The sequence below is a fragment of the Anabaena sphaerica FACHB-251 genome (genome assembly GCF_014696825.1).
Classification (GTDB): domain Bacteria; phylum Cyanobacteriota; class Cyanobacteriia; order Cyanobacteriales; family Nostocaceae; genus RDYJ01.
Genome location: NZ_JACJQU010000003.1, coordinates 333,236 through 354,637, shown reverse-complemented (window position 1 = coordinate 354,637; position 21,402 = coordinate 333,236). Strand labels below are relative to the sequence as shown.

The window sequence follows — 21,402 nt, the reverse complement described above, 5'->3', positions numbered from 1 at the left end:
AATTGCAATTGGAAATACCATACCCATCAAAAGATTCTTGCAATGTTTCAATCCCTAATAGGGAGTAAAGGAAATTGCAATTAGCGATCGCAGCATTGCTGCTAATTCATCAGAATTAAATGTTTCAATCCCTAATAGGGAGTAAAGGAAATTGCAATAAGTTTTATCAATATTTTTCAAATCATCCTTAGACCGTTTCAATCCCTAATAGGGAGTAAAGGAAATTGCAATTACCACGCCGTAGATTATTGGCACTCTCCCCCCTTCCTTGTTTCAATCCCTAATAGGGAGTAAAGGAAATTGCAATAGCGGCATCCCGAAAGCTTATCTGTATTTGGTTTTCAAGGTTCAGTTGCGCGAGCATCATGATCATAGTCCATTACAGAAATTGTGTCAACAGTGAAAATCGCTGAAACCCAGTCTGGGTAAGGTGCGCGGATGGGTGAATAACATTAACAGCCTCAAAACCAAGTCTATCAAGAGATACAGGCATTTTTTCAGCTTCTTGATTTTTAACACCCACCCATCCGCGCAAAAAGGCTGGTTGTCAACTATTCCCCATACTCACCACCAGTCACCTTACCCCGAAAGACAATATATTGATAAATATTGTAAAACAACATCACCGGAATTAGAAACCCAATAAAAATGATCATGATTACCAAAGAACTAGGATCAGCAGATGCTTCATAAATTGTAATTTGCCTGGGGATAATATAGGGGAAAACAATTAAACCCAAACCCAGAAATGTAAGCACAAACAATAAAATAGTCCAAACAAAAGGTGCGCGTTCTTCCTTGCGGTTTAAACTTTGTAAAAGTTGCCAAATTAACCACACTCCCAAAACAGGAATAACTGCAAAAATATAAACTAACGGCTGTTGAAACAACCGCATCCTTGCACCTTCATAAATTATCGGTGTGGTAATTGTAATCAAAACTGCACCGACTAAAGTTGTCCAAGCTGCAAGTTTCGCGGTTTTATAATGAGTCTCTTGTAATTCTCCCGTGGTTTTCCAAACTAAATATGTAGAACCAATTAAAACATAACCTTGAATTAAAGTTAATGCCACCAACACAGAAGGTAAACTTAACCAGTCCCAAGTGCTACCGATAAAATGCCCAGTTTCATCAACATTAATACCTTTTAAAACTGCACCCAAAGCAAAACCTTGACCGAGTGCAGCCGTAAAACTTCCCGCACCAAAAGCAAAATTCCAAAACAATTTACGTTGGGATAATTCCCGAAATTCAAAGGCTACACCCCGAAAGATAAAGCCAAATACCATTGTTAAAATCGGGATATACAAAGCATTTAAAATCGTACCATAAGCCAGAGGAAATGCACCAAATAAACCCCCAGCCATGAGAACTAACCAAGTTTCATTGGCATCCCAAATATTACTTAAACTTGTCATCAAAAGTCCGCGACGTTCTTCATCGGAAGATGTCAAAGATAATATTCCCACTCCCAAATCAAAACCATCTAACATGACGTAGAGAAAGAGAAATAAACCTAAAATCACAAACCAAACTTGAGGCAGAAAATATGTTAACGTCTCCATAGAATTTCCTACTGTTGTGCTTCTACAGGACGTTCATCGGGGACAAATTCCGCAGGTGTGGTATCTACTGCGGGTTTGGTAATTTCTACACCAGGAATTGGTAAATCAAGATTTGGCCCGGTGCGAATAATGCGACTACCAAAATACAAAGCAGCAATAAATAAAACGCTGTAAACTATAGCAAAAGCAGACAGGGAAACTAACACATTACTAGCAGGTAAATTAGAAGCTCCATCTGCTGTGCGTATTTGTCCATAAAGTACCCAAGGTTGTCTTCCCACACAGCGAACTATCCAACCTGACTCAACAGCAATATAGCCTAAAGGTGCAGCGAAAACCCAACCCCACATTAACCAACGTTGCTGACTAATATTGTCGGCTGAAAGTTTACCTCGTAACCATTGCAGGGTACTTAATAACATTAATCCAGCAAAGAAAAAACCAATGCCAATCATGATGCGGAAGGCATAATAAATTAAACCTACCATTTTTGGTCTATCTTCTGGTTTCCACTCTTTTAAACCTCGTAGCGGTTGAGAAAGATTTTGTTTAAATTCGAGAATGTAACCTAGTGCATTGGGAATGGTAATTTCCCAGTCGTTTTTCTCGGCTTTTGCGTTGGGAATAGCTAATAAACTCCAGTCAGCAGGTTTTCCCGCAGGTGAAGATTCCCATTGCGCTTCCATTGCGGCTAGTTTTGTGGGTTGATAGTGATAAACTTGTTCACCGCTGAGATGTCCAATGTATATTTGTAGTGGAGCAACAGCGATCGCAGCTGCTAAAGTTATTTTTAAAGACTTAGAAAAGAAAGCTGTATTTCGTCTTTGCAAAATATACCAAGCACTAATTCCCCCAATCACAAATAAAGATGTTTCCAGTGTGGCAAAAAACATATGCAGCACACTGTTAACCATGAAGGGATTTAAAATTGCTTGAAAATAATCATGAACCACAAATTTACCATTAACTAATTCTCCACCTGCGGGGGTTTGCATCCAAGAATTAGCAGTTAAAATCCACAATGTTGACAGGTTAGCACCAACAGCTACCAAAATTGTGGAAAGATAGTGAATTGCTGGGTTGACACGCTCCCAACCAAAAAGCATAATTCCCAAAAAGGCAGCTTCTAGCATAAATGCCCAGGACGCTTCAAAGCCGATAACACTGCCAAAAAAATTGCCTACCGCTTCTGAAAAAGGAGACCAATTTGTGCCAAATTGAAATTCCATGGGGATACCAGTGGCTACACCAATACCAAAATTGAGAACATAGAATTTAGACCAAAAACGAGCGTGTAAGTAATAATCTGGGTTACGAGTTCTTAGCCACACGCCCTCAATTATAACTAAGTAAATGCCCATCCCCGTAGTCAGGACAGGCCAAAGGATATGAAAAATTGCAGTGAATGCGAATTGCATCCGTGATAACACAACAGAATCGGATAAAAATTCCACGAATTTTCTCCATAAGTCAACCACCCTTTCTAGGATATAGGGTGAATAGAAATAAGTGTTTATTGAATTAAAAATATTAAATTCAATACTATATGCAACTTGTATGCAACAAAGAAGGATAAGACGCGAAAATATCTTCTCTTTAACCCCCTGCACTCTGCTTCAACTTCCTGCCAACTGAGCAACAGCAGCTGCTAAAGTATCCGGGTTTACTGGTTTGGGAATGTGCATTTGAAAGCCAGCAGCGATCGCCTGTTTTTGGTCATACTCCCCAGCAAATGCAGTCAGCGCAACTGCCGGAATTTTTCCACCCATTTCTGGCGACAAAAGCCGAATTTGGCGTAATAATTCATAACCATCCATCTCCGGCATTCCAATATCACTCACCAAAACATCAGGCTTTGACTGCACCCAAATTTGCAATGCTTCTAACGCTGATACTGCCGTTGTCACTGTTGCTTCATACAATTCCAGCACAAATTTCACTAAATCCAGCGAATCAGCATCATCATCCACAACTAAAATTTTCATCCCCCTTAAATTTAAAGTTACATGATCACAATCACATTCAGCATCTTGAACTATCACTGGTTGAGAACATATCAACGGTAGTTTCACTGTCAAAGTTGCCCCCTTTCCTTCTCCTGGACTATCGGCCTCAACAGTGCCACCGTGTAACTCTACCAAATGGCGGACTATTGCCAGTCCCAACCCTAGACCGCCAAATTTTCTCGTCGTTGAGCTATCCTCTTGCCGAAAGTGTTCAAATACATAAGGTAGAAAATCACGGCTAATACCTTTACCCTGATCACTAACTGTAATTTGAGCCATTGAACCAAATTGCTCTAGCCGTACTTCCACCCGTCCGCCTTGAGGTGTAAACTTAATCGCATTAGACAAAAGATTCCAGCAAATTTGTTGCAAGCGAGCCGGATCACCTCTAACCTTCCCTATGTTCTGCTTAAATTGGGTTTGAACAATAATTCCTTTAGCAGAAGCAGCTAAACTCACAGTTTCTAATACTGCATAAATTACATCTGCCAGATCAACTGTAGTCACATTCAGAGTCAGCTTACCACGCAAAATGCGGGACACATCCAGCAAATCTTCAATCAAATCAATCTGTAATTTTGCATTGCGCTCAATAGTTTTTAAGGCTTCCTGGGTCTGAGCTTTGCTGAGTTTTCCTGTTTTCAAAAGTTGAGACCACCCCAGGATCGGATTAAGCGGGGTACGGAGTTCGTGGGAAAGGACAGCTAGAAACTCATCTTTCACGCGATTTGCTGTTTCAGCTGCTTCACAAGCCGCTTGTTTTTCTTGTAGAGCCTTCTGCAAATCTTGCACTGCCCGCTTTTGGTCGTCAATATCAGTACAGGAACCAAACCATTTGATAATCTTCCCCTGCTCATTACGTAGAGGAAAAGCTCGACCCAGATGCCAGCGATATTGCCCATCACTAGCGCGACGAAAGCGATACTCAACTTGATAATCTTTACCTGTGCGAACCGACTCACTCCAAATATCCACACACAACTGCACATCATCGGGATGCAGTACAGCTGGCCAACCCCAACCTTGAGTTTCCTCCAAAGTCATATCTATATACTCGAACCAGCGTTGGTTGTAGTAGTCTACCCAACCATCTGGTTGAGCAGTCCAGACTATTTGCGGCATAGTATCTGCCAAAGTGCGGAAGTTTAACTCGCTTTTTATTAAAGCTTCCCTGGCTTGAATATGCTCTGTGATATCAGTATTAGTACCATACCACTTAATAATCTGTCCTTGTTGATTACGCAAAGGACGTGCCTGTCCCAAAATCCAACGGTACTCCCCACTTCCAGAGATGATCCGAGTCTCTACCTCATATTCGCAGCCGGTTTGTACCGATTTAGCCCACCTTTCTTGTACCCGTGGCAAATCTTCAGGATGAACTATTTTATCCCAGCCCTGAATTTGAATTTCTTCAACCATTTTGCCTGTGAAATCGTACCACCGCTGGTTATAATAATCAACCTGACCATCAGGCTCTGCTGTCCATATCTGCTGGGGTATAGTTTCTGTTAGCAACCGCAATTGATATTCACTTTGTTGTAAAGCCCGTTGCGATCTTTGACGCTCAATTGCTACACCTGCTAAGTGAGATGCTCTTTCAATCAGTTGCTGCTCAAATTCTTCAGGACTACGAAGTTTGGGATAGTACAGCGCAAAGGTTCCCAAAACATTACCCTGACTGTCAACAATCGGCGTAGACCAACAAGCTTTCAGGTTGTTAGCCAGTGCCAAATCACGATATTTTACCCATTTAACATCGTTGGCAATGTCTGAGACAATTACTGTTTGTTTGGTATACGCAGATGTACCACAACTACCTATTTCTGCACCTACAGGAACGCCTTGCTCTATTCCCTGAGTATATTGTTTTGGTAGGCTAGAAGTTACAGCAGGATACAACTTTGTGCCTGAATCATCTAGTAACATGATAGAACAACAAACTTCTCCTAACTGTGCCTCTATTGACTGAGCTAAAGTTTCTAGCACCTCAGACTGAGATTTGCCTGTAGCAATCAGTTCTAAAATATAGTTTTGCTTGGATAATAAGACTTGAGTTTCAGGGCAAACTGTGCATTCTAAAGCTTGCGCCTCTAGCTCCTGTTTTTTATAATTACTAATATCTCTTCCTACAAGATAGACCAATTCTGTTTCCACAATCAGCGTTGCCGTCCAAGATAACCATTTGTAAGAGCCATCTTTACACCGAAAGCGATTTTCAAAGTCAGTGCTAGGTATACCTATGTTTAGTTTATTGATTTCTGCGTTGGTCGCAGTTTGGTCATCTGGATGAATAAAATCAATCAACGGGCAAGTGATAAGTTCTTTGCTTGAGTAACCCAAGGTTCTACTAAAAGCGGGGTTCACTTGTTTAAAGTAACTATCTAAGCCCGTAAAACACAGTAGGTCACAGGAATTATAAAATATCGCTTCAGAAATGGACACAATTGGCAAAATATTGTTGATCATTTAAAACATTCACAAAAACCCATGTTTCAGGGAAATGTAGAATGTATTGTATATATTCAAATGAGAAAGGCTAAATATAGCGTTTTTTATGTTTGCCGATGCACAGACGAATGTAAAGCAATACAACCTCTCCTCTTCCTATATTAAAAGCTATCGGCATGACTTTACAGAAAAAATTTATCAATTCCATTTTTTTGATAAGTAGCTCAATGTCAAAAAAACGACAGCAGCTTTCATCTGTGTATCCGTCAGATGTTACACCGATACAAATCTCTCCCCGTGGGGGAGAGAGGCTTTAAAACCCGCATTTACTAATATAATTATTTTGAGTTGTCTGATAGCGTAGCGTGGCGTTAGCCATATCAGGATTTCCAGGATTCAAGGATTTCCAGGATTATAAATGAAATTTCCTCATAGATTATTTTTATTTGTCTGAATCAGGATTTCCAGGATTTAAGGATTTACAGGATTATAATTAAAGCTTTTCAGTTTCAATCCCTCATAGAGATTATTGTTAATTGCAATCCAATGCGGCTGCGGCTGCAACAAGTCTTACAGTGTTTCAATCCCTCATAGGGATTATTGTTAATTGCAATAGATTAGGTAATCGGGGGATTTACTACCAATCCTGGTTTCAATCCCTCATAGGGATTATTGTTAATTGCAATTTGCCTAGAATCTGCGATCGCTTCCATCAGATTGAGTTTCAATCCCTCATAGGGATTATTGTTAATTGCAATCCCCGGCAGTGCTACCCGGCAAAGTTCCGGTAAAAGTTTCAATCCCTCATAGGGATTATTGTTAATTGCAATTTTTATGAGGTAGATGAGGAAGGTTCTGATCAAGGTGGTTTCAATCCCTCATAGGGATTATTGTTAATTGCAATGGATCTATAAAAGTAGCTCAATTGAAATTCAATGCAGTTTCAATCCCTCATAGGGATTATTGTTAATTGCAATCCTGCTTCAGATAGAAGAAGCAAACGCACCATCTATCTTCTTGGGTTTCAATCCCTCATAGGGATTATTGTTAATTGCAATCTCAACTAGCGATCGCATTGGGTAAAACAGAAAAGTTTCAATCCCTCATAGGGATTATTGTTAATTGCAATCCTCTGCTAACCTTAGTTGTTGCTCTACATCATCCGTTTCAATCCCTCATAGGGATTATTGTTAATTGCAATTCCATGGCCCAGTAGCAGTGGTGGAAGTTTGAGGTTTCAATCCCTCATAGGGATTATTGTTAATTGCAATTTCCAAGGCAAAGGAGAGCCAGGAGAATAGTCCTTAGGGTTTCAATCCCTCATAGGGATTATTGTTAATTGCAATATAAATCCTACTGTAGTAATGCCAAGCCATTCCTGAGCCTGTTTCAATCCCTCATAGGGATTATTGTTAATTGCAATATTATAGTCTTCAAGAATATCGGAAATATTTGAAAAGTTTCAATCCCTCATAGGGATTATTGTTAATTGCAATTTGTCTCTGCAAATTGGGATTAATTTATTCTCCTGTTTCAATCCCTCATAGGGATTATTGTTAATTGCAATTCCCTCAGTTGAGTATTATCGCTTCCTTTGCAATTGCCATGTTTCAATCCCTCATAGGGATTATTGTTAATTGCAATTCGCTAAAGGTCGTTTCCAATTGGTCAGCATATTCTTGATAGTTTCAATCCCTCATAGGGATTATTGTTAATTGCAATTCTATCTGTTCGATGGGGCAGAGGAATTAAGCCGTGGTTTCAATCCCTCATAGGGATTATTGTTAATTGCAATTTTTCTTCGGTAATATTTGATTTTACGATTTGGAAGTTTCAATCCCTCATAGGGATTATTGTTAATTGCAATAGCGGAAGGCTGAAACCCTTAGTATATTTAGTTTTCAAGGTTCGATTGCGCGAGCGACTTCATCATAGTCCATTTCAGAGATCGTGTCAAGAGCAAAAAACGCTGAAACCCAGTCTGTGTAAGGTGCGCGAGGGGTTGGAAAATATGAATAGCCCCAAAGTCAAGCCTATCAAGGGATACCGCCATTTTTTGACAACACCCATTTTTTACACCCACCCCCTCGCGCTATCAAGGCAACTTACCTATTTACCCAAGTCAGGAAAAACTTCTAGTACAGCCGGATGTACTAAACGATGATTTTTGACATTCAAACCTTTACCTAAAGCTGGGTTAGCATCTAAGGCTTTAATTCCCAAATTAGCTAACTGCACAACATAGGGTAATGTACTGTTATTAAGTGCTTGAGTTGATGTCCAAGGTACTGCCCCTGGCATATTGGGAACGCCATAATGTACTACTCCCTCATCAATATATACTGGACTCGTGTGGGATGTGGGGTGTAATGTTTCTACACATCCACCTTGGTCAACAGCAACATCCACAATTACAGAACCGGGACGCATTTGTTTAACCAATTCACGAGATACTAAAATAGGCGCTTTCTTGCCGGGTATTAAAACTGCACCGATGAGTAAGTCAGCTTCTTTAACTGCGGCTTCAATATGGGCAGAATTACTGTAAAGTAGTTCCACTCTAGAACCAAATAGGGTTTCTAAATAAGATAGGCGTTCAACGTTGACATCTAAAATTTGTACCCCTGCGCCCATGCCCACAGCAATTTTAGCCGCTTCAGTCCCCACAACGCCACCGCCTAAGATGACCACTTTACCAGGTTTAACTCCAGGTACACCCCCTAAAAGTACGCCTCTACCACCTTGCTGACGTTCCAGGAATCTTGCACCAAACTGCACTGCTAACCGACCTGCGATAATGCTCATGGGGGTAAGCAAGGGGAGTCTGTTTGCACCTGGCTGTTCTACGGTTTCGTAAGCGATCGCACAAGTGCCAGAATCAATCAAATGTTCTGTTAATTGCCGATCAGCGGCTAAGTGCAAATAAGTAAATAATAACTGGTTTTTCTGCAATAACTTATACTCTGTTTTCAAGGGTTCTTTAACCTTGACAACCATCTCCCGATTCCAAGCCGCTTCTGCTGTGTCAACAATTTCTGCGCCCGCACTAGAGTAATCATTATCCGTAAATCCAGCACCAGTACCCGCCTGTGTTTCCACAAAGACAGTATGACCACTTTCCGATAGTACCCGCACACTAGAAGGACTCAAACCAACCCGAAATTCTTGATCTTTAGTTTCTTTAGGAACGCCGATTTCCATTTATTTATAGCCTCTAATAATTTTGGATTCACCCTAGACTGCCAGTATTTATCCCACTACGTCCGTATTCAGTAATTCAAAATTGCAAATTTAGCGATTGCGCGTAGCGCAGTGCCAAAGGCAATCACTGATCTCTTGACTAATATGAAACTATTCCTACAATAGATAAAGAAAGATTAAAAATTGTAAAGAAAGAGTTTACATCGCTCTCTGCAAGAGACTGCTGTGGGAATCTCAAGCTCAATCTCCATCAATATTTATTTCACAAAAAACTGTTAAGTTTTGTTTGCTGACCACCATCATGAGAGAGAGGAATTTTTGATTATGACACAACCACAACCAACTGTTACCCCCAAACTAGAAGAACCCAAGTTTGGTTTTAACGAATATGCCGAACGTTTAAACGGACGTGCGGCTATGATTGGCTTTATCTTAATGGTGGTGATTGAATATGTCACTAATCAAGGTGTACTTGCCTGGTTGGGTTTGAAGTAGTTACCACCGCAAGCCTACAGTTTCAGCTGTAAGCTATTGACATCCTCTCCCGCTGCACTGTTAGGTTAGCGGGAGATTGCCAAAATCACTAAATTAACCAAATTCTCATCACAGCCATCAACCAAATTATTGAAATAGAGCCAGAAACAATATATTGGTTATTAAAAAATCTAGCTTATTTACAACCGGAAATTGATATGAAAGTTATTTTTACTCAAAAACTAAATGAGAAACTACTAACTTGGGTATTTACATCGGAAGATAAGATATCCACTTTAATGAGCATGGGAATCTAGAAGTTAACGCAGCAACTAAAGACGGTTTAGTAATGGCGGATTACTCTTCAGATGATGTGCAGAACTTACATTAATTCAATTCTTTTTAACTGGATGAATTTAAACTTTTTCTTTAAACACTAAGATCAGGATCGCCAAATTCTTTGAGAATAGGACTTACGCACTAACTCTCTGAAACTCTTATTTCTTCGCGTCCTTTGCGTCCTTTGCGTCCTTTGCGGTAAGCCTGCAGCACGCCCTTTGGTCTACATTTTTTCATGATTTTGCGTAAGTCCTGGAGAAGTTAGGAATATATCTCCTAGAGATTCTTAACTGAATTGGTCTGACTTCTGAATTCTACGATTTCTTAAATCTACCAATGGATTTATGTCTGACTATAGATACTCTATTGATGATTTAGAGTATACATTAACCAGTAATAGCACATTGGGAGAGTAAAAAATCTTATGCCTGAACAACCAAAGTTTGAAGAGAAATTCTTATCTCAGGCAGCGGAAAGAAGGTTATCTGAAGAGTTAGATGAAGCAGAACAAATAGATGTAGAGGTACAAACAGATATTGGTAAAATAATTCAGGGACAACTAGATGGTGTTTCTTTTGCTGGTCAAGGATTAGTGATTAAAGAAAAAATCCGTATCCAAGAAATTAAAGTACAAACAGATAGCATTGCTGTCAATCCTTTAAGTGCGATATTGGGGCAGATTCAACTCGATGAACCAGTAAATGCTATTGCTCGTGTTGTCATGGAAGAAGCAGATATTAACTCAGCTTTAAGTTCAGACATGATTCGTAGCTTAGTACATAAATTCAAGTTAAATGTAGATGGAAAAAGTGTCAGGTTTGAACCACAAGAAATGCAGGTATATTTACCCGCTGAGGACATACTAGAATTTAAAGGCAAAATTCTGCTTAAAGAGGAGGGGAATAGTCACATCTTAGGTTATCATGCGATCGCTCATCCCCGCACTCGAATAAAACCTCCCATGCTGGAGAGTTTTCGCTGTACCGAAGGAGAAGGACTCAGAGTAGAATTAATTGCAGCTGCTATGCAAAAAGTTAAAGAAATTATCAATTTACCATACTTGGAGTGGGAAGATATGGTATTTTCTATCAACGAGATGCAAGTCCAAAAGGGTAAGTTGATCCTGATACTTGAAGCTCAGGTCAAGCAAATTCCCTCAGCGGAAACATTACTTTCTGCTTATGAAGATTCACACTCTAGCAATTTGATTTGATTTTTACTACTCATTTAGGCAGGGAATAGGGAAGAAAGAAGGTAGATGTATATCTATTGTGTGTGTTCAAAAATGAAACAGGAGTCCTATAGTAATTTATAATCAATAAAAATTCTTGTCAAACCAATAAAAAATTATGGAAATTTATTATAGTTATTATAGTTGATTGCCAGTTAAGGAGGTACAAAGTTGAAGATAAAAATATGGCTCTAGCGAAGCGTGGATTATGGCTTACGCCATGCTGTACTATCAAAGAGCAAGCGGCTTTCACTCCTGAGTTCTAAATTCTGCTGTAAATCTTTTCTCAACTTAGAAACCTAGTTTAGTTGAAAATAAAAAACATGAAAGAATATGATGTTGTAATTATTGGCGCAGGACACAATGGGTTAGTGTGTGCTGCTTATTTACTCAAAGCAGGCTATAGCGTCCTGCTACTAGAAAAGCGTTCCGTTCCCGGTGGTGCTGCCACAACAGAAGAATGTATACCAGACAAAGCACCAGGGTTTAAATTTAATCTCTGTGCGATTGACCATGAATTTATTCACTTGGGTCCAGTCGTTGCAGAATTAGAACTGGAAAAATACGGCTTAGAATATCTCGAATGTGATCCTGTTGTTTTTTGTCCCCATCCTGATGGTAAGTATTTCTTAGCCCATAAATCCCTAGAAAAGACTTGTGCAGAAATAGCTCGTTACAATGAACGCGATGCCAAAAAATACGCTGAATTCACACACTATTGGCAACGGGCAATTAGTGCCATGATTCCCATATTCAACGCCCCACCCAAATCAATTGTAGATATTTTTGGTAACTACAACATTCAAAAATTCAAAGATTTATTTTCTGTAGTTGGTTCTACGCAAAAAAGCCTAGATTTTGTCCGTACCATGCTCACCAGTGCCGAAGATATTCTTAACGAATGGTTTGATGAAGAATTTCTGAAAGCACCCCTTTCGAGACTAGCATCAGAACTAGGTGCGCCACCATCTCAAAAAAACCTGGCAATCGGTGTCATGATGATGTCTATGCGTCATAATCCCGGAATGAGTAGACCACGTGGTGGAACTGGTGCATTGGTGAAAGCATTGGTGAATTTAGTTACTAGTAAAGGAGGTGAAATTCTCACAGATCAGCAAGTAGAAAAGGTCTTAATTGATGATGGTGCAGCAGTGGGTGTTCGGGTTGCTGGTGGTGAGGAATATCGGGCAAAATATGGAGTAATTTCTAATATTGATGCCAGGCGATTATTTTTGCAATTGATAGATACTCAAGAAGTTGATGATGCAGATCCAGAGTTACGAGAAAGATTAGAACGCCGCATTGTTAATAATAATGAAACTATCTTAAAGATAGATTTAGCATTAAATGAACCCTTGCATTTTCCCTACCATGAGCATAAAGACGAATATCTGATTGGTTCTATTTTAATTGCTGATTCAATGAATCATGTAGAACAGGCTCATAGTAAATGTACATTAGGAGAAATTCCTGATTCAGACCCATCAATGTATGTGGTTATGCCTAGCTTCCTTGATCCTACTTTAGCTCCAGCAGGCAAGCATACTGTCTGGATTGAATTTTTCGCTCCTTATCAAATTGCTGGTGCAGAAGGTACAGGTTTAAAAGGCACTGGTTGGACTGATGAATTAAAAAATAAAGTTGCAGATCGGGTAGTTGATAAACTAGCAACTTATTCGCCAAATTTGAAAACCTCAATTATCGCTAGAAGGGTAGAAAGTCCAGCAGAATTAGGAGAAAGATTAGGAGCATATAAGGGTAATTATTACCATATTGATATGACTATGGATCAAATGGTATTTTTCCGACCTTTGCCAGAATTAGCAAATTATAAAACCCCAATTGATAATCTATTTTTAACTGGTGCGGGGACTCATCCCGGTGGTTCAATTTCGGGAATGCCAGGACGTAATTGTGCTAGAGTGTTTTTGCAGTCCAAGCACCCAATTACTCAGACTTTAAAGGATGCAGGAAATTCAATTAAGTCCACTGTTGAATCTGTATTTGGAATTGGTTAAGTAGTTGGTTGAAATCAATATAATAACCAAATAATAAGCAGATACCCGACTTCTTTGAGAAGTCGGGTATTTGTCTTTTGATCTACTTAACTGATATGATTGAGCTTGTCATCATCAAGAGTCGATGTAGATTCACCAAATAACTAAATTTAGGAAATTTGTATGGAAAACAAAAAGTTCCAATGGTTTAAAATAGCTTTACAGATTAAAGGTTCTGTAATTACAGCAATTTATCTACGAGTTATTGGGTGCGGAATATTTGGCGTTTTAGTTTCGGTACTTTACTATTTTAAATTACCAGTTTCTCAACCAATTTTAGGGAGTGTTATTCCCAGTATTGTTTTAGGTTTATTACTAGTATTTCGGACAAATACAGCTTATGAACGTTTTTGGGAAGGCAGAAAACTTTGGGGTTCTATAGTTAATACAGTCCGCAATCTAGCACGACAAATTTGGGTATCTGTCGATGAAATTGCTATAGAAGATAAAGACCATAAAATTGACACTTTAAATTTATTAGTAGCTTTTGCAGTAGCGACTAAACTGCATTTACGAAGCAAACCTATAAATAGTGAATTAGAAGAATTAATGCCAACGTCTCGGTATATCAAGCTAAAACTAATGAATAATCCTCCTCTAGAGATAGCTTTCTGGATTAGTGATTACTTACAACAGCAATATAACCGCAATTGCTTAAATAGCTATCAATTAAACTCTCTGCAACAATTATTAAATATATTGGTTGATAATTTAGGGTCTTGTGAACGCATTTTAAAAACACCGATTCCTCTAGCTTACGCTATTCATCTCAAGCAATTATTATTACTATATTGCCTCTTATTACCATTTCAAATAGTAGAGAATCTTGGTTGGTGGACAGGGTTTATTTCGGCTTTAGTCAGCTTTACTTTATTGGGTATTGAAGCCATTGGTTTAGAAATCGAAAATCCCTTTGGTTATGATCCTAATGATTTACCCTTAGATGCTATTTGTCAAACCATGAAACTGAATATTGATGATTTAATTAGTTTAACTCCTAGCGTGCATTCAAGTCACAAAGATATATGATTTAAATATTATCTTGATCCCAGTTATTTATCTATAACTAAAAATACTTCTTGAACAAATTGATCATATATTCGTGATTCTTCGCTCAATATTTCTGTCAAGTTGAAATAGACAAAAATTATTGGATCATTTTGAATACGATTATTTACTTCAGGTGTAATACAACTAGCAATGAGAATAGTTTTAACTTCAGGATTTATACGCAATGCTTCTTCAAAAGATTTTTTAGCAGCACCATAACGTTCTAGTGCGCCAGCAGGATCAGTTCCTCCTTTCACTTCAATCACACCAACCGTTGTACCCTGATTATTCAGAAGTGAAATATCTGGCTCGCTGGAAAAAAGTATAGAAGTCTGGTTAACCAACATTACACCCCGATAATCTTCTATATTACCTACCTGTTCATCAATTTTATCAGGATTATATCCTTCAACTTTAATACCTTTCCGTGGAATAAAAGCAGCAAGTAAATTACGTTCTTTTGCCTCTTTAATCAGAAGTCTTTGAACAATTTTTTCGGCTTCTTCTCCAATGGCATTACGCCATGAACCATCAATTTTCGCTCCTGTTGAAGCTAGTAGTATGCCATATAATTCTTCTGCTGTCAGGCTTTCTATAGAACTATCAATAATCAGCGATATATGTTCATTAAATAGCCGACAAAGTGCTAAAGCTTTCTCTTCTGTTAGAGTGTATTTATTTTCTTCATCAGCTTCAATCTTCTTTAAATTAACTTTAGCTAAATACTGAACGGCTTTTTGAGGGAGTGCAGCTATATTACGATAGTAGGCTAATAACGAAGAGTATTCCCGAATTAATCGAGGATGGCAAAATACTTGAATGAGTTGTAATTCTGGATGGTTGCTGATATAAGCAAAAGCATCTTCTCCAATACCCCAGTTTTTCCAGTTGTCCCAACTATATAAATGCTTGACTGGTAATAATGCAGCAACTTTGGATTGGAAAGATAGTGTTTTGTATTCTTTGATTTTACGATAAAAGAATGTTGAACGTAAACGATAGTTTATCCGATTTACCTCATCTGTCATGATATTTATTTTTCCCAAATATAAACACATTTACGTAATTCTGTACGTCCATAACTTCCCATTTGTTGACTGCTATTTCCTTTACCTCTTCCTAGTGTCCAAATATATTTTGTCCTTAGTCCAAAAGATTCTGCGATATCTGATAGAATGAGGTCTACCGGAATCTCTTCACCTGCATATTTGACATTATCGTTGACTATTGTAATTATGCCACCAGATTTGAGAATACGACTTAATTCATAGATTACAAAACACATTTCATAAAAGTAATTGTGTACCATCCGGGCAATATTTTTATTATTTAAATTTCTTTCTTTTTTATATTCTTCTAAAATCATTAATACTTCTTGTAATGCAGCCTGTTGTTTAAAAACAGCATCTATTTTTAAAAATTCATCATAACGTTCTTTACTAGTATAGTATTCTTCTAGATATTTATGTTTATCACGATTTTCAACTGTACATGACAGCATTTGTTGACGCAGATTTTTTACTTTATCTTCACTACATCCCAAAAATGCAAGTTCTAGTGCATAGGTACGAGTGTAATCATATCGGTTAAGATATGGTGGTGATGTAATAACAACATCAATACTATTATCTGGGAAAGTAGGCAGAATTTCTAAACATGATCCTTCATAAAGCTGAGGTTCTAAAATTTCAAAATTACCTGATTTATTAACTGATTTGATGGTTGTAAATGTTGATAATTCAGTATTACTAAATAAATCTAGTTGGATATAATCTAGCTCTAAGTCTGATATAATTTGCTTTAATTTTCGTCTAATTGCATCTTCAAAAGATAAAATTTCACCCTTATTAAATTCAGTTTTACCTTTTGAACGACCTGAACGAAAATCCCAGCGCAGATACTGTCCATCTTTCCTAGTGTAACTAATATCTTCAAGAATACACAAAGCAGTATACATCAGTAATTGTTGTATATTCTTATCTCTAATAAAATCATGACAATAAGATAGATAACCGACTAATTGCTTTTCATTAATTTCGGAAAATGCACCACGAGTAATTGCTAAATGCTTAAATGCTAAAGAGTCTTTATAGTAATCTTTATAATCTATTTTTTCCAATTTGTAAATTACCGATTTTAATAATTCTATATTTATCTTCTGAGCTATTATTCTAGCTTCTGTAGCAAAAATACCGACTGGTAAAAGTTCAATTCCCGTGGTTTGCCATCCTAATTCACTTGCAGTAAATAATGATGTCCCACTTCCTGAAAATGGATCTAGTAATAGACCTGGCTTTGGCTGTAATGTTTTCAGAATATAAGTAACTAGACGTTCTGAAAATCCTTCTCTGTATTTGAACCAAGCAGAAAATGGAGCTTGTTTGTTACCTTGATAACTAACCAAATTTCTATCTAAAATAGGATTATTAATAATTTTTGATTTAAATTTTTCATAAAGAGCATTTCTAGCAGTTAAAGAAGAAAATATAGGCATAAATTGATGGGTTATTAAATGTTTTGCGCCAGTGAGTTTAATCGTTAGAGATTTTTGAATAGTTTATTTTTAACTTCCACTTCCTTACAACCGCCTAATCCCCCTTTCCAAACCCTCACAAACACCAGTCAGAAAATCTAAATCCAAACTAGCAATAGTATCACTCGGTTTGTGATAATTGGGATTTCGCAAAAATGCCGTATCTGTCACCATCATTGCTGGATAACCTTGATCCCAAAATGGTGCATGATCACTAAGTCGGGTTTGGGGAACCAGTAAACCCCGATTTGGCACTGGTAGCCATTGACTAGGTACACCCACTTGGTGAATACTGCGACTCAAACTTATTAAATCCCCCAAAGTCCGCAAATTACCAATTAAAGCAATAAAATCTCCAGTATTTGGGTAAAATTTATCTAAAAAAGCGGGATATCTTTGCGAACCTGGAATAGAATCACGATAGCCTAACATTTCTAAAGATATCATTAAGCGTAAAGGCTGTCCTTGTTGGCGCAACAAAGCTGCATAGTCAGCACTACCCAATAAACCATATTCCTCCATATCAAAAGCAACCAGTCGCAAAGGATATCTAGCGGGTGCTTGGGCGAAATTTTTGGCAAATTCTAATAAAACTGCCACCCCAGTAGCATTATCATCAGCAGCGACTGTACCGGGTATACCATCATAATGAGCGCCAATTAAAATAGGTGGTAAATTTGTCTTCTCTTTTTTCGGTTGGGCAGGTAAATTTAAAATCAGGTTATTACAGCTTTTACTCCCCACTAGAAAGGTGTGGATTTCCACACTTCCCCACTGGGCAAATTGTTGGCGAATGTATTCTTGGACAAAGAAATGTCCCGCACTCGCCATATAAGGATCACGTTCCCGTGCTATCTCTTGCAGATGATTTTGTAATCTTTGTTTTAAAGTCAAATTAGGAATTGGGGAGATGGGTCAGTTATTAGTTATCGCGGTTTATTTTTCACAGCCTCTTGCAAGAGTGCCTTTTGCCTATTCCCTCTCTTCAAATGCTATCCTAGTTTGGCAAGTAGCACCTTAAGCTAAAATTTCTCTAAATTATGGAATTAATGATGATAATTATACCATTGGGCGGTTTTCATCATTGAGCAGCAAGCTAGAGGCAATGCTACCCAATCATAATGTATAGATGTAGTAATACACGCACCAGGAGAAGAGGAACGCATGGGCAAGGTAGTCGGCATCGACTTGGGTACAACCAACTCAGTAGTCGCCGTGATGGAGGGTGGCAAGCCGGTGGTAATTGCCAATGCTGAAGGTATGCGAACCACCCCCTCTGTTGTCGGGTTCAGCAAAGAAGGCGAAAGGGTGGTTGGGCAGATGGCAAGACGGCAAACGGTTCTTAATCCCCAAAATACCTTTTTTGCAGTTAAACGTTTCATTGGGCGTAGGTATGGTGAATTAAACCCCGATTCCAAGCGTGTACCCTACACTATTCGTAAGGATGAAATGGGCAGTATTAAAGTTGCCTGTCCTCGGTTAAATAAAGAATTTGCCCCCGAAGAAATTTCAGCTATGGTGCTGAAGAAATTGGCAGATGACGCTAGTCGTTATTTGGGAGAACCTGTCACCGGGGCTGTAATTACTGTTCCTGCTTATTTTAATGATTCTCAACGCCAAGCCACTCGCGATGCTGGCAGAATAGCCGGTTTAGAAGTGCTACGCATTCTCAATGAACCAACAGCGGCTTCTTTGGCTTACGGATTAGATCGAGGTGATCTAGAAACCATCTTAGTTTTTGACTTGGGTGGTGGTACTTTTGATGTGTCGATTCTGGAAGTAGGTGACGGCATATTTGAAGTTAAAGCCACTAGTGGAGATACGCAATTAGGTGGTAATGATTTTGACAGAAAAATAGTTGATTGGTTAGCGGAGCAATTTTTAGAGACAGAAGGGGTAGATTTAAGACGCGATCGCCAAGCTTTGCAACGTTTAATGGAAGCAGCAGAAAAAGCCAAAATTGAACTTTCTGCCGTCAGCGTCACTGATATTAACTTACCCTTCATCACCGCTACAGAGGATGGTCCAAAACATTTAGAAACACGTCTGACGCGATCGCAGTTTGAAGGTTTATGTACTGACTTAATCAGTCGGATACGCACACCAGTAAAACGGGCGCTAAAAGATGCCGGACTCTCCCCTGTAGATATCGAAGAAGTTGTACTAGTAGGTGGTTCAACCAGAATGCCAATGGTGAAACAGCTAGTACAGGACTTAATTGGCATTGAAGCCAGCGAAAATGTCAACCCTGATGAAGTGGTAGCTGTGGGTGCAGCTATTCAAGCAGGCATTCTCGCTGGGGAAATGAAGGATGTACTACTCTTGGATGTCACACCCTTATCGTTGGGATTAGAAACCATCGGTGGCGTAATGAAAAAACTCATTCCCCGGAACACGACTATACCAGTACGGCGCTCGGATATCTTTTCTACCTCTGAAAATAACCAAAACAGTGTAGAAATTCACGTTGTCCAGGGGGAAAGGGAAATGGCAGCAGATAACAAATCCTTGGGAAGGTTCAAGCTGTATGGTATCCCACCTGCACCCAGAGGTATACCCCAAGTTCAAGTATCTTTTGATATTGATGCCAACGGTATTTTACAGGTAACGGCTTTAGATCGCACCACTGGCAGAGAGCAGAGTATCACAATTCAAGGCGCTTCTACCTTGAGTGAATCGGAAGTTAAGAGAATGATTCAGGATGCTCAGAAATATGCTGATATCGACCGGGAACGGAAAGAACGGGTAGAAAAGCGGACTCGTTCCGAAGCGTTGATTTTACAAGCGGAAAGGCAACTGCGGGAAGTAGCCTTAGAAATGGGAATGCAGTTTGCCCGCAACCGTCGTCAACGCATTGACAATATTTGCCGCGAACTGCGAGATAGTTTAAAAGATGATGATGATCGTGGCATTGATCAGGCTTACTCTGACTTGCAAGATGCTCTCTATGAGCTAAATCGAGAAGTCCGTGAGTATTATGCTGAAGATGAAGACGAAGACTTATTTGGTGCTATCCGTGACATCTTCACTGGTGATAAAGAACGGGAACGAGATTATTCTCCCAGAGAAACTTATCGGCAAAGAGATTCTAATAACAGAGACTATAACCGGGACTCTGGTAAAGACTATGGTAGAGACTATGGTCGAGAAAATCGTTCTTCTCCCTATGATAGTCCGCCACCACGCAGAAGCCGTCCCAGCTACCAGGATAACTGGGATGATGATGATGATTGGTTGTAAAGGAATTTGGGATTTTAGATTTTAGGGAGGATTTATTAACAGTTTAATTTCTTTCTAAAATCTAATTTCAACGTTATGCAGGGTCAGAGATCAGTAGAAGCACAACTGACCACTAACCACTGACCACTGACCACTGACCACTGACATTTAAATAAACCACTATGCAAAATTTACAGAATTTCCGCGATTATTACGAGATTTTGGGAGTAAATAAAGAAGCATCTAGCGAAGAAATTAAAAAGGTTTATCGCAGGTTAGCAAGGCAATATCACCCTGATCTCAATCCTGGTAACAAGGAAGCAGAAGAAAAATTTAAGACTATCGGTGAGGCTTATGAAATCCTTTCCGATCCGAGTCGGCGATCGCAATACGATCAGTTTAGCCGCTACTGGAAACAAAAAGGCTTTGCTGGTGGTAAACAGTCACCAAAACCGAAAGGATGGGGAGATAATCGCCCTAACAACGGTCGTAGTAATCAAGAAGTAGATCCGAGCGAGTTTCCTGATTTTGAAAGTTTTATTAATCAAGTCATAGGTGTTAGCAGTCGCAAAGATACCAGAACTACCCCAGGTAGTACAACGACTAGTGACCCGTTTCGGACTCCCAGAACCAAAGTTGCTTATACAGTTAGCACCCCACCTCGTACCAATCGCCGAGATATAGAAGCTAGATTAACCCTACCACTAGAAAAAGCATATCAAGGTGGTAATGAAAGAATACGCTTAGAAGATGGGCGATCGCTCGAAGTAACCATGCCCCCTGCTATGGTAACCGGTCAAACCATCCGCTTGCGAAATCAAGGCATTGGTGGTGGAGATTTATACTTAAAAATTACCGTTGACCCTCATCCGTTATTTAAACTAGAAGGTGCAAATATCTTCTGTCAAGTGCCTGTGACTCCCAGTGAAGCAGTCTTAGGAGGACAAGTTGAAGCACCAACCCTAGATGGTCCAGTGAAAATGACCATTCCTCCAGCAGTTAGATCAGGACAAAGATTTCGGTTGGCGAATAAAGGCTATCCTGGTGAAAACGGTAAACGTGGTGATCAATTAGTAGAAATTCAAATAGTTACACCTAAAAATATTACAGAGGAAGAAAGACAGCTTTACGAAAAATTGCGGGACATTGAAACCTTTAAACCGCGGGCTGATTTAATTTAATTGTCAGGCTCTATTCTCACGACCAAATTGATATAGCATGGTAGCGAGATCAAAGCCTGATTTTTCATTTAGTCTTAATTAAATCTGTTCTAAATTTA

The 21,402-nt window shown here is 39.0% G+C and carries 13 protein-coding genes and 2 CRISPR repeat arrays (1 of these 15 running past the window's edge); of the genes, 6 read left to right on the top strand and 7 right to left on the bottom strand.

Annotated elements, in window-relative coordinates; genetic code table 11:
- A CRISPR array of direct repeats spans window positions 1-308; the repeat unit is 38 nt; unit sequence GTTTCAATCCCTAATAGGGAGTAAAGGAAATTGCAATT; it reaches 457 nt to the left of the window's first position.
- Between the two features lie 243 nt (window positions 309-551).
- The 4 genes from cydB to ald all read right to left on the bottom strand — a co-directional run bounded on the left by cydB (window position 552) and on the right by ald (window position 9,220).
- Window positions 552-1,565, bottom strand: coding sequence for a cytochrome d ubiquinol oxidase subunit II (cydB, locus tag H6G06_RS08550; protein WP_190559025.1), 1,014 nt, complete (start codon window positions 1,563-1,565; stop codon window positions 552-554).
- A gap of 8 nt (window positions 1,566-1,573) precedes the next feature.
- A complete protein-coding gene (locus H6G06_RS08545) occupies window positions 1,574-3,019 on the bottom strand; it encodes a cytochrome ubiquinol oxidase subunit I (protein ID WP_190559024.1) in 1,446 nt (481 codons plus the stop codon).
- Window positions 3,020-3,181: 162 nt separating this feature from the next.
- On the bottom strand, window positions 3,182-6,037 hold the full coding sequence (locus tag H6G06_RS08540) for a PAS domain-containing protein (protein ID WP_242039635.1): 2,856 nt from the start codon (window positions 6,035-6,037) through the stop codon (window positions 3,182-3,184).
- Window positions 6,038-6,525: 488 nt separating this feature from the next.
- Window positions 6,526-7,886: direct repeats of the CRISPR family, unit length 37 nt; unit sequence GTTTCAATCCCTCATAGGGATTATTGTTAATTGCAAT.
- 242 nt (window positions 7,887-8,128) lie between these two features.
- Window positions 8,129-9,220 carry an alanine dehydrogenase gene (gene ald / locus H6G06_RS08535; protein ID WP_190559022.1) on the bottom strand — a complete coding sequence of 364 codons (1,092 nt, stop codon included), beginning with the start codon at window positions 9,218-9,220 and terminating at the stop codon, window positions 8,129-8,131.
- A gap of 324 nt (window positions 9,221-9,544) precedes the next feature.
- Here ald and H6G06_RS08530 point away from each other — a divergent pair, with 324 nt between their 5' ends.
- From H6G06_RS08530 to H6G06_RS08515, 4 genes are all read left to right on the top strand, one after another.
- Window positions 9,545-9,715: a chlorophyll a/b-binding protein gene (locus H6G06_RS08530; RefSeq protein ID WP_096569692.1), complete on the top strand. Its 171-nt coding sequence runs from the start codon at window positions 9,545-9,547 to the stop codon at window positions 9,713-9,715.
- A 742-nt stretch (window positions 9,716-10,457) separates the two neighbouring features.
- On the top strand, window positions 10,458-11,246 hold the full coding sequence (locus tag H6G06_RS08525; RefSeq protein WP_190559020.1) for an LmeA family phospholipid-binding protein: 789 nt from the start codon (window positions 10,458-10,460) through the stop codon (window positions 11,244-11,246).
- A 341-nt stretch (window positions 11,247-11,587) separates the two neighbouring features.
- A complete protein-coding gene (gene crtO, locus H6G06_RS08520) occupies window positions 11,588-13,282 on the top strand; it encodes a beta-carotene ketolase CrtO (protein ID WP_190559018.1) in 1,695 nt (564 codons plus the stop codon).
- Window positions 13,283-13,444: 162 nt separating this feature from the next.
- A complete protein-coding gene (locus tag H6G06_RS08515) occupies window positions 13,445-14,350 on the top strand; it encodes a bestrophin family protein (RefSeq protein WP_190559016.1) in 906 nt (301 codons plus the stop codon).
- A gap of 23 nt (window positions 14,351-14,373) precedes the next feature.
- Here the strand turns inward: H6G06_RS08515 and H6G06_RS08510 are convergent, their stop codons facing one another.
- The 3 genes from H6G06_RS08510 to H6G06_RS08500 form a co-directional block, all read right to left on the bottom strand.
- Entirely contained in the window at window positions 14,374-15,399 is a 1,026-nt protein-coding gene (locus H6G06_RS08510; RefSeq protein WP_190559014.1) for an XcyI family restriction endonuclease, read from the bottom strand.
- Between the two features lie 5 nt (window positions 15,400-15,404).
- Entirely contained in the window at window positions 15,405-16,865 is a 1,461-nt protein-coding gene (locus H6G06_RS27300; protein WP_190559012.1) for a class I SAM-dependent methyltransferase, read from the bottom strand.
- A gap of 84 nt (window positions 16,866-16,949) precedes the next feature.
- Window positions 16,950-17,798: a M28 family peptidase gene (locus H6G06_RS08500; RefSeq protein ID WP_190559010.1), complete on the bottom strand. Its 849-nt coding sequence runs from the start codon at window positions 17,796-17,798 to the stop codon at window positions 16,950-16,952.
- A 270-nt stretch (window positions 17,799-18,068) separates the two neighbouring features.
- Here H6G06_RS08500 and dnaK point away from each other — a divergent pair, with 270 nt between their 5' ends.
- Together dnaK and H6G06_RS08490 are read left to right on the top strand one after the other, a co-directional pair.
- A complete protein-coding gene (dnaK, locus tag H6G06_RS08495) occupies window positions 18,069-20,144 on the top strand; it encodes a molecular chaperone DnaK (protein WP_190559008.1) in 2,076 nt (691 codons plus the stop codon).
- Window positions 20,145-20,305: 161 nt separating this feature from the next.
- Window positions 20,306-21,304: a DnaJ C-terminal domain-containing protein gene (locus H6G06_RS08490; protein WP_190559007.1), complete on the top strand. Its 999-nt coding sequence runs from the start codon at window positions 20,306-20,308 to the stop codon at window positions 21,302-21,304.
- Window positions 21,305-21,402 lie beyond the last annotated feature (98 nt).

Excerpts from the sequence above, each read along its gene's own strand:
- H6G06_RS08525 (WP_190559020.1), top strand. The coding sequence starts at position 10,458 with ATGCCTGAACAACCAAAGTTTGAAGAGAAATTCTTATCTCAGGCAGCG.
- crtO (WP_190559018.1), top strand. The coding sequence starts at position 11,588 with ATGAAAGAATATGATGTTGTAATTATTGGCGCAGGACACAATGGGTTA.
- H6G06_RS08540 (WP_242039635.1), bottom strand. The coding sequence starts at position 6,037 with ATGATCAACAATATTTTGCCAATTGTGTCCATTTCTGAAGCGATATTT.
- H6G06_RS27300 (WP_190559012.1), bottom strand. The coding sequence starts at position 16,865 with ATGCCTATATTTTCTTCTTTAACTGCTAGAAATGCTCTTTATGAAAAA.
- H6G06_RS08510 (WP_190559014.1), bottom strand. The coding sequence starts at position 15,399 with ATGACAGATGAGGTAAATCGGATAAACTATCGTTTACGTTCAACATTC.
- dnaK (WP_190559008.1), top strand. The coding sequence starts at position 18,069 with ATGGGCAAGGTAGTCGGCATCGACTTGGGTACAACCAACTCAGTAGTC.
- H6G06_RS08490 (WP_190559007.1), top strand. The coding sequence starts at position 20,306 with ATGCAAAATTTACAGAATTTCCGCGATTATTACGAGATTTTGGGAGTA.
- H6G06_RS08515 (WP_190559016.1), top strand. The coding sequence starts at position 13,445 with ATGGAAAACAAAAAGTTCCAATGGTTTAAAATAGCTTTACAGATTAAA.
- ald (WP_190559022.1), bottom strand. The coding sequence starts at position 9,220 with ATGGAAATCGGCGTTCCTAAAGAAACTAAAGATCAAGAATTTCGGGTT.
- H6G06_RS08530 (WP_096569692.1), top strand. The coding sequence starts at position 9,545 with ATGACACAACCACAACCAACTGTTACCCCCAAACTAGAAGAACCCAAG.
- cydB (WP_190559025.1), bottom strand. The coding sequence starts at position 1,565 with ATGGAGACGTTAACATATTTTCTGCCTCAAGTTTGGTTTGTGATTTTA.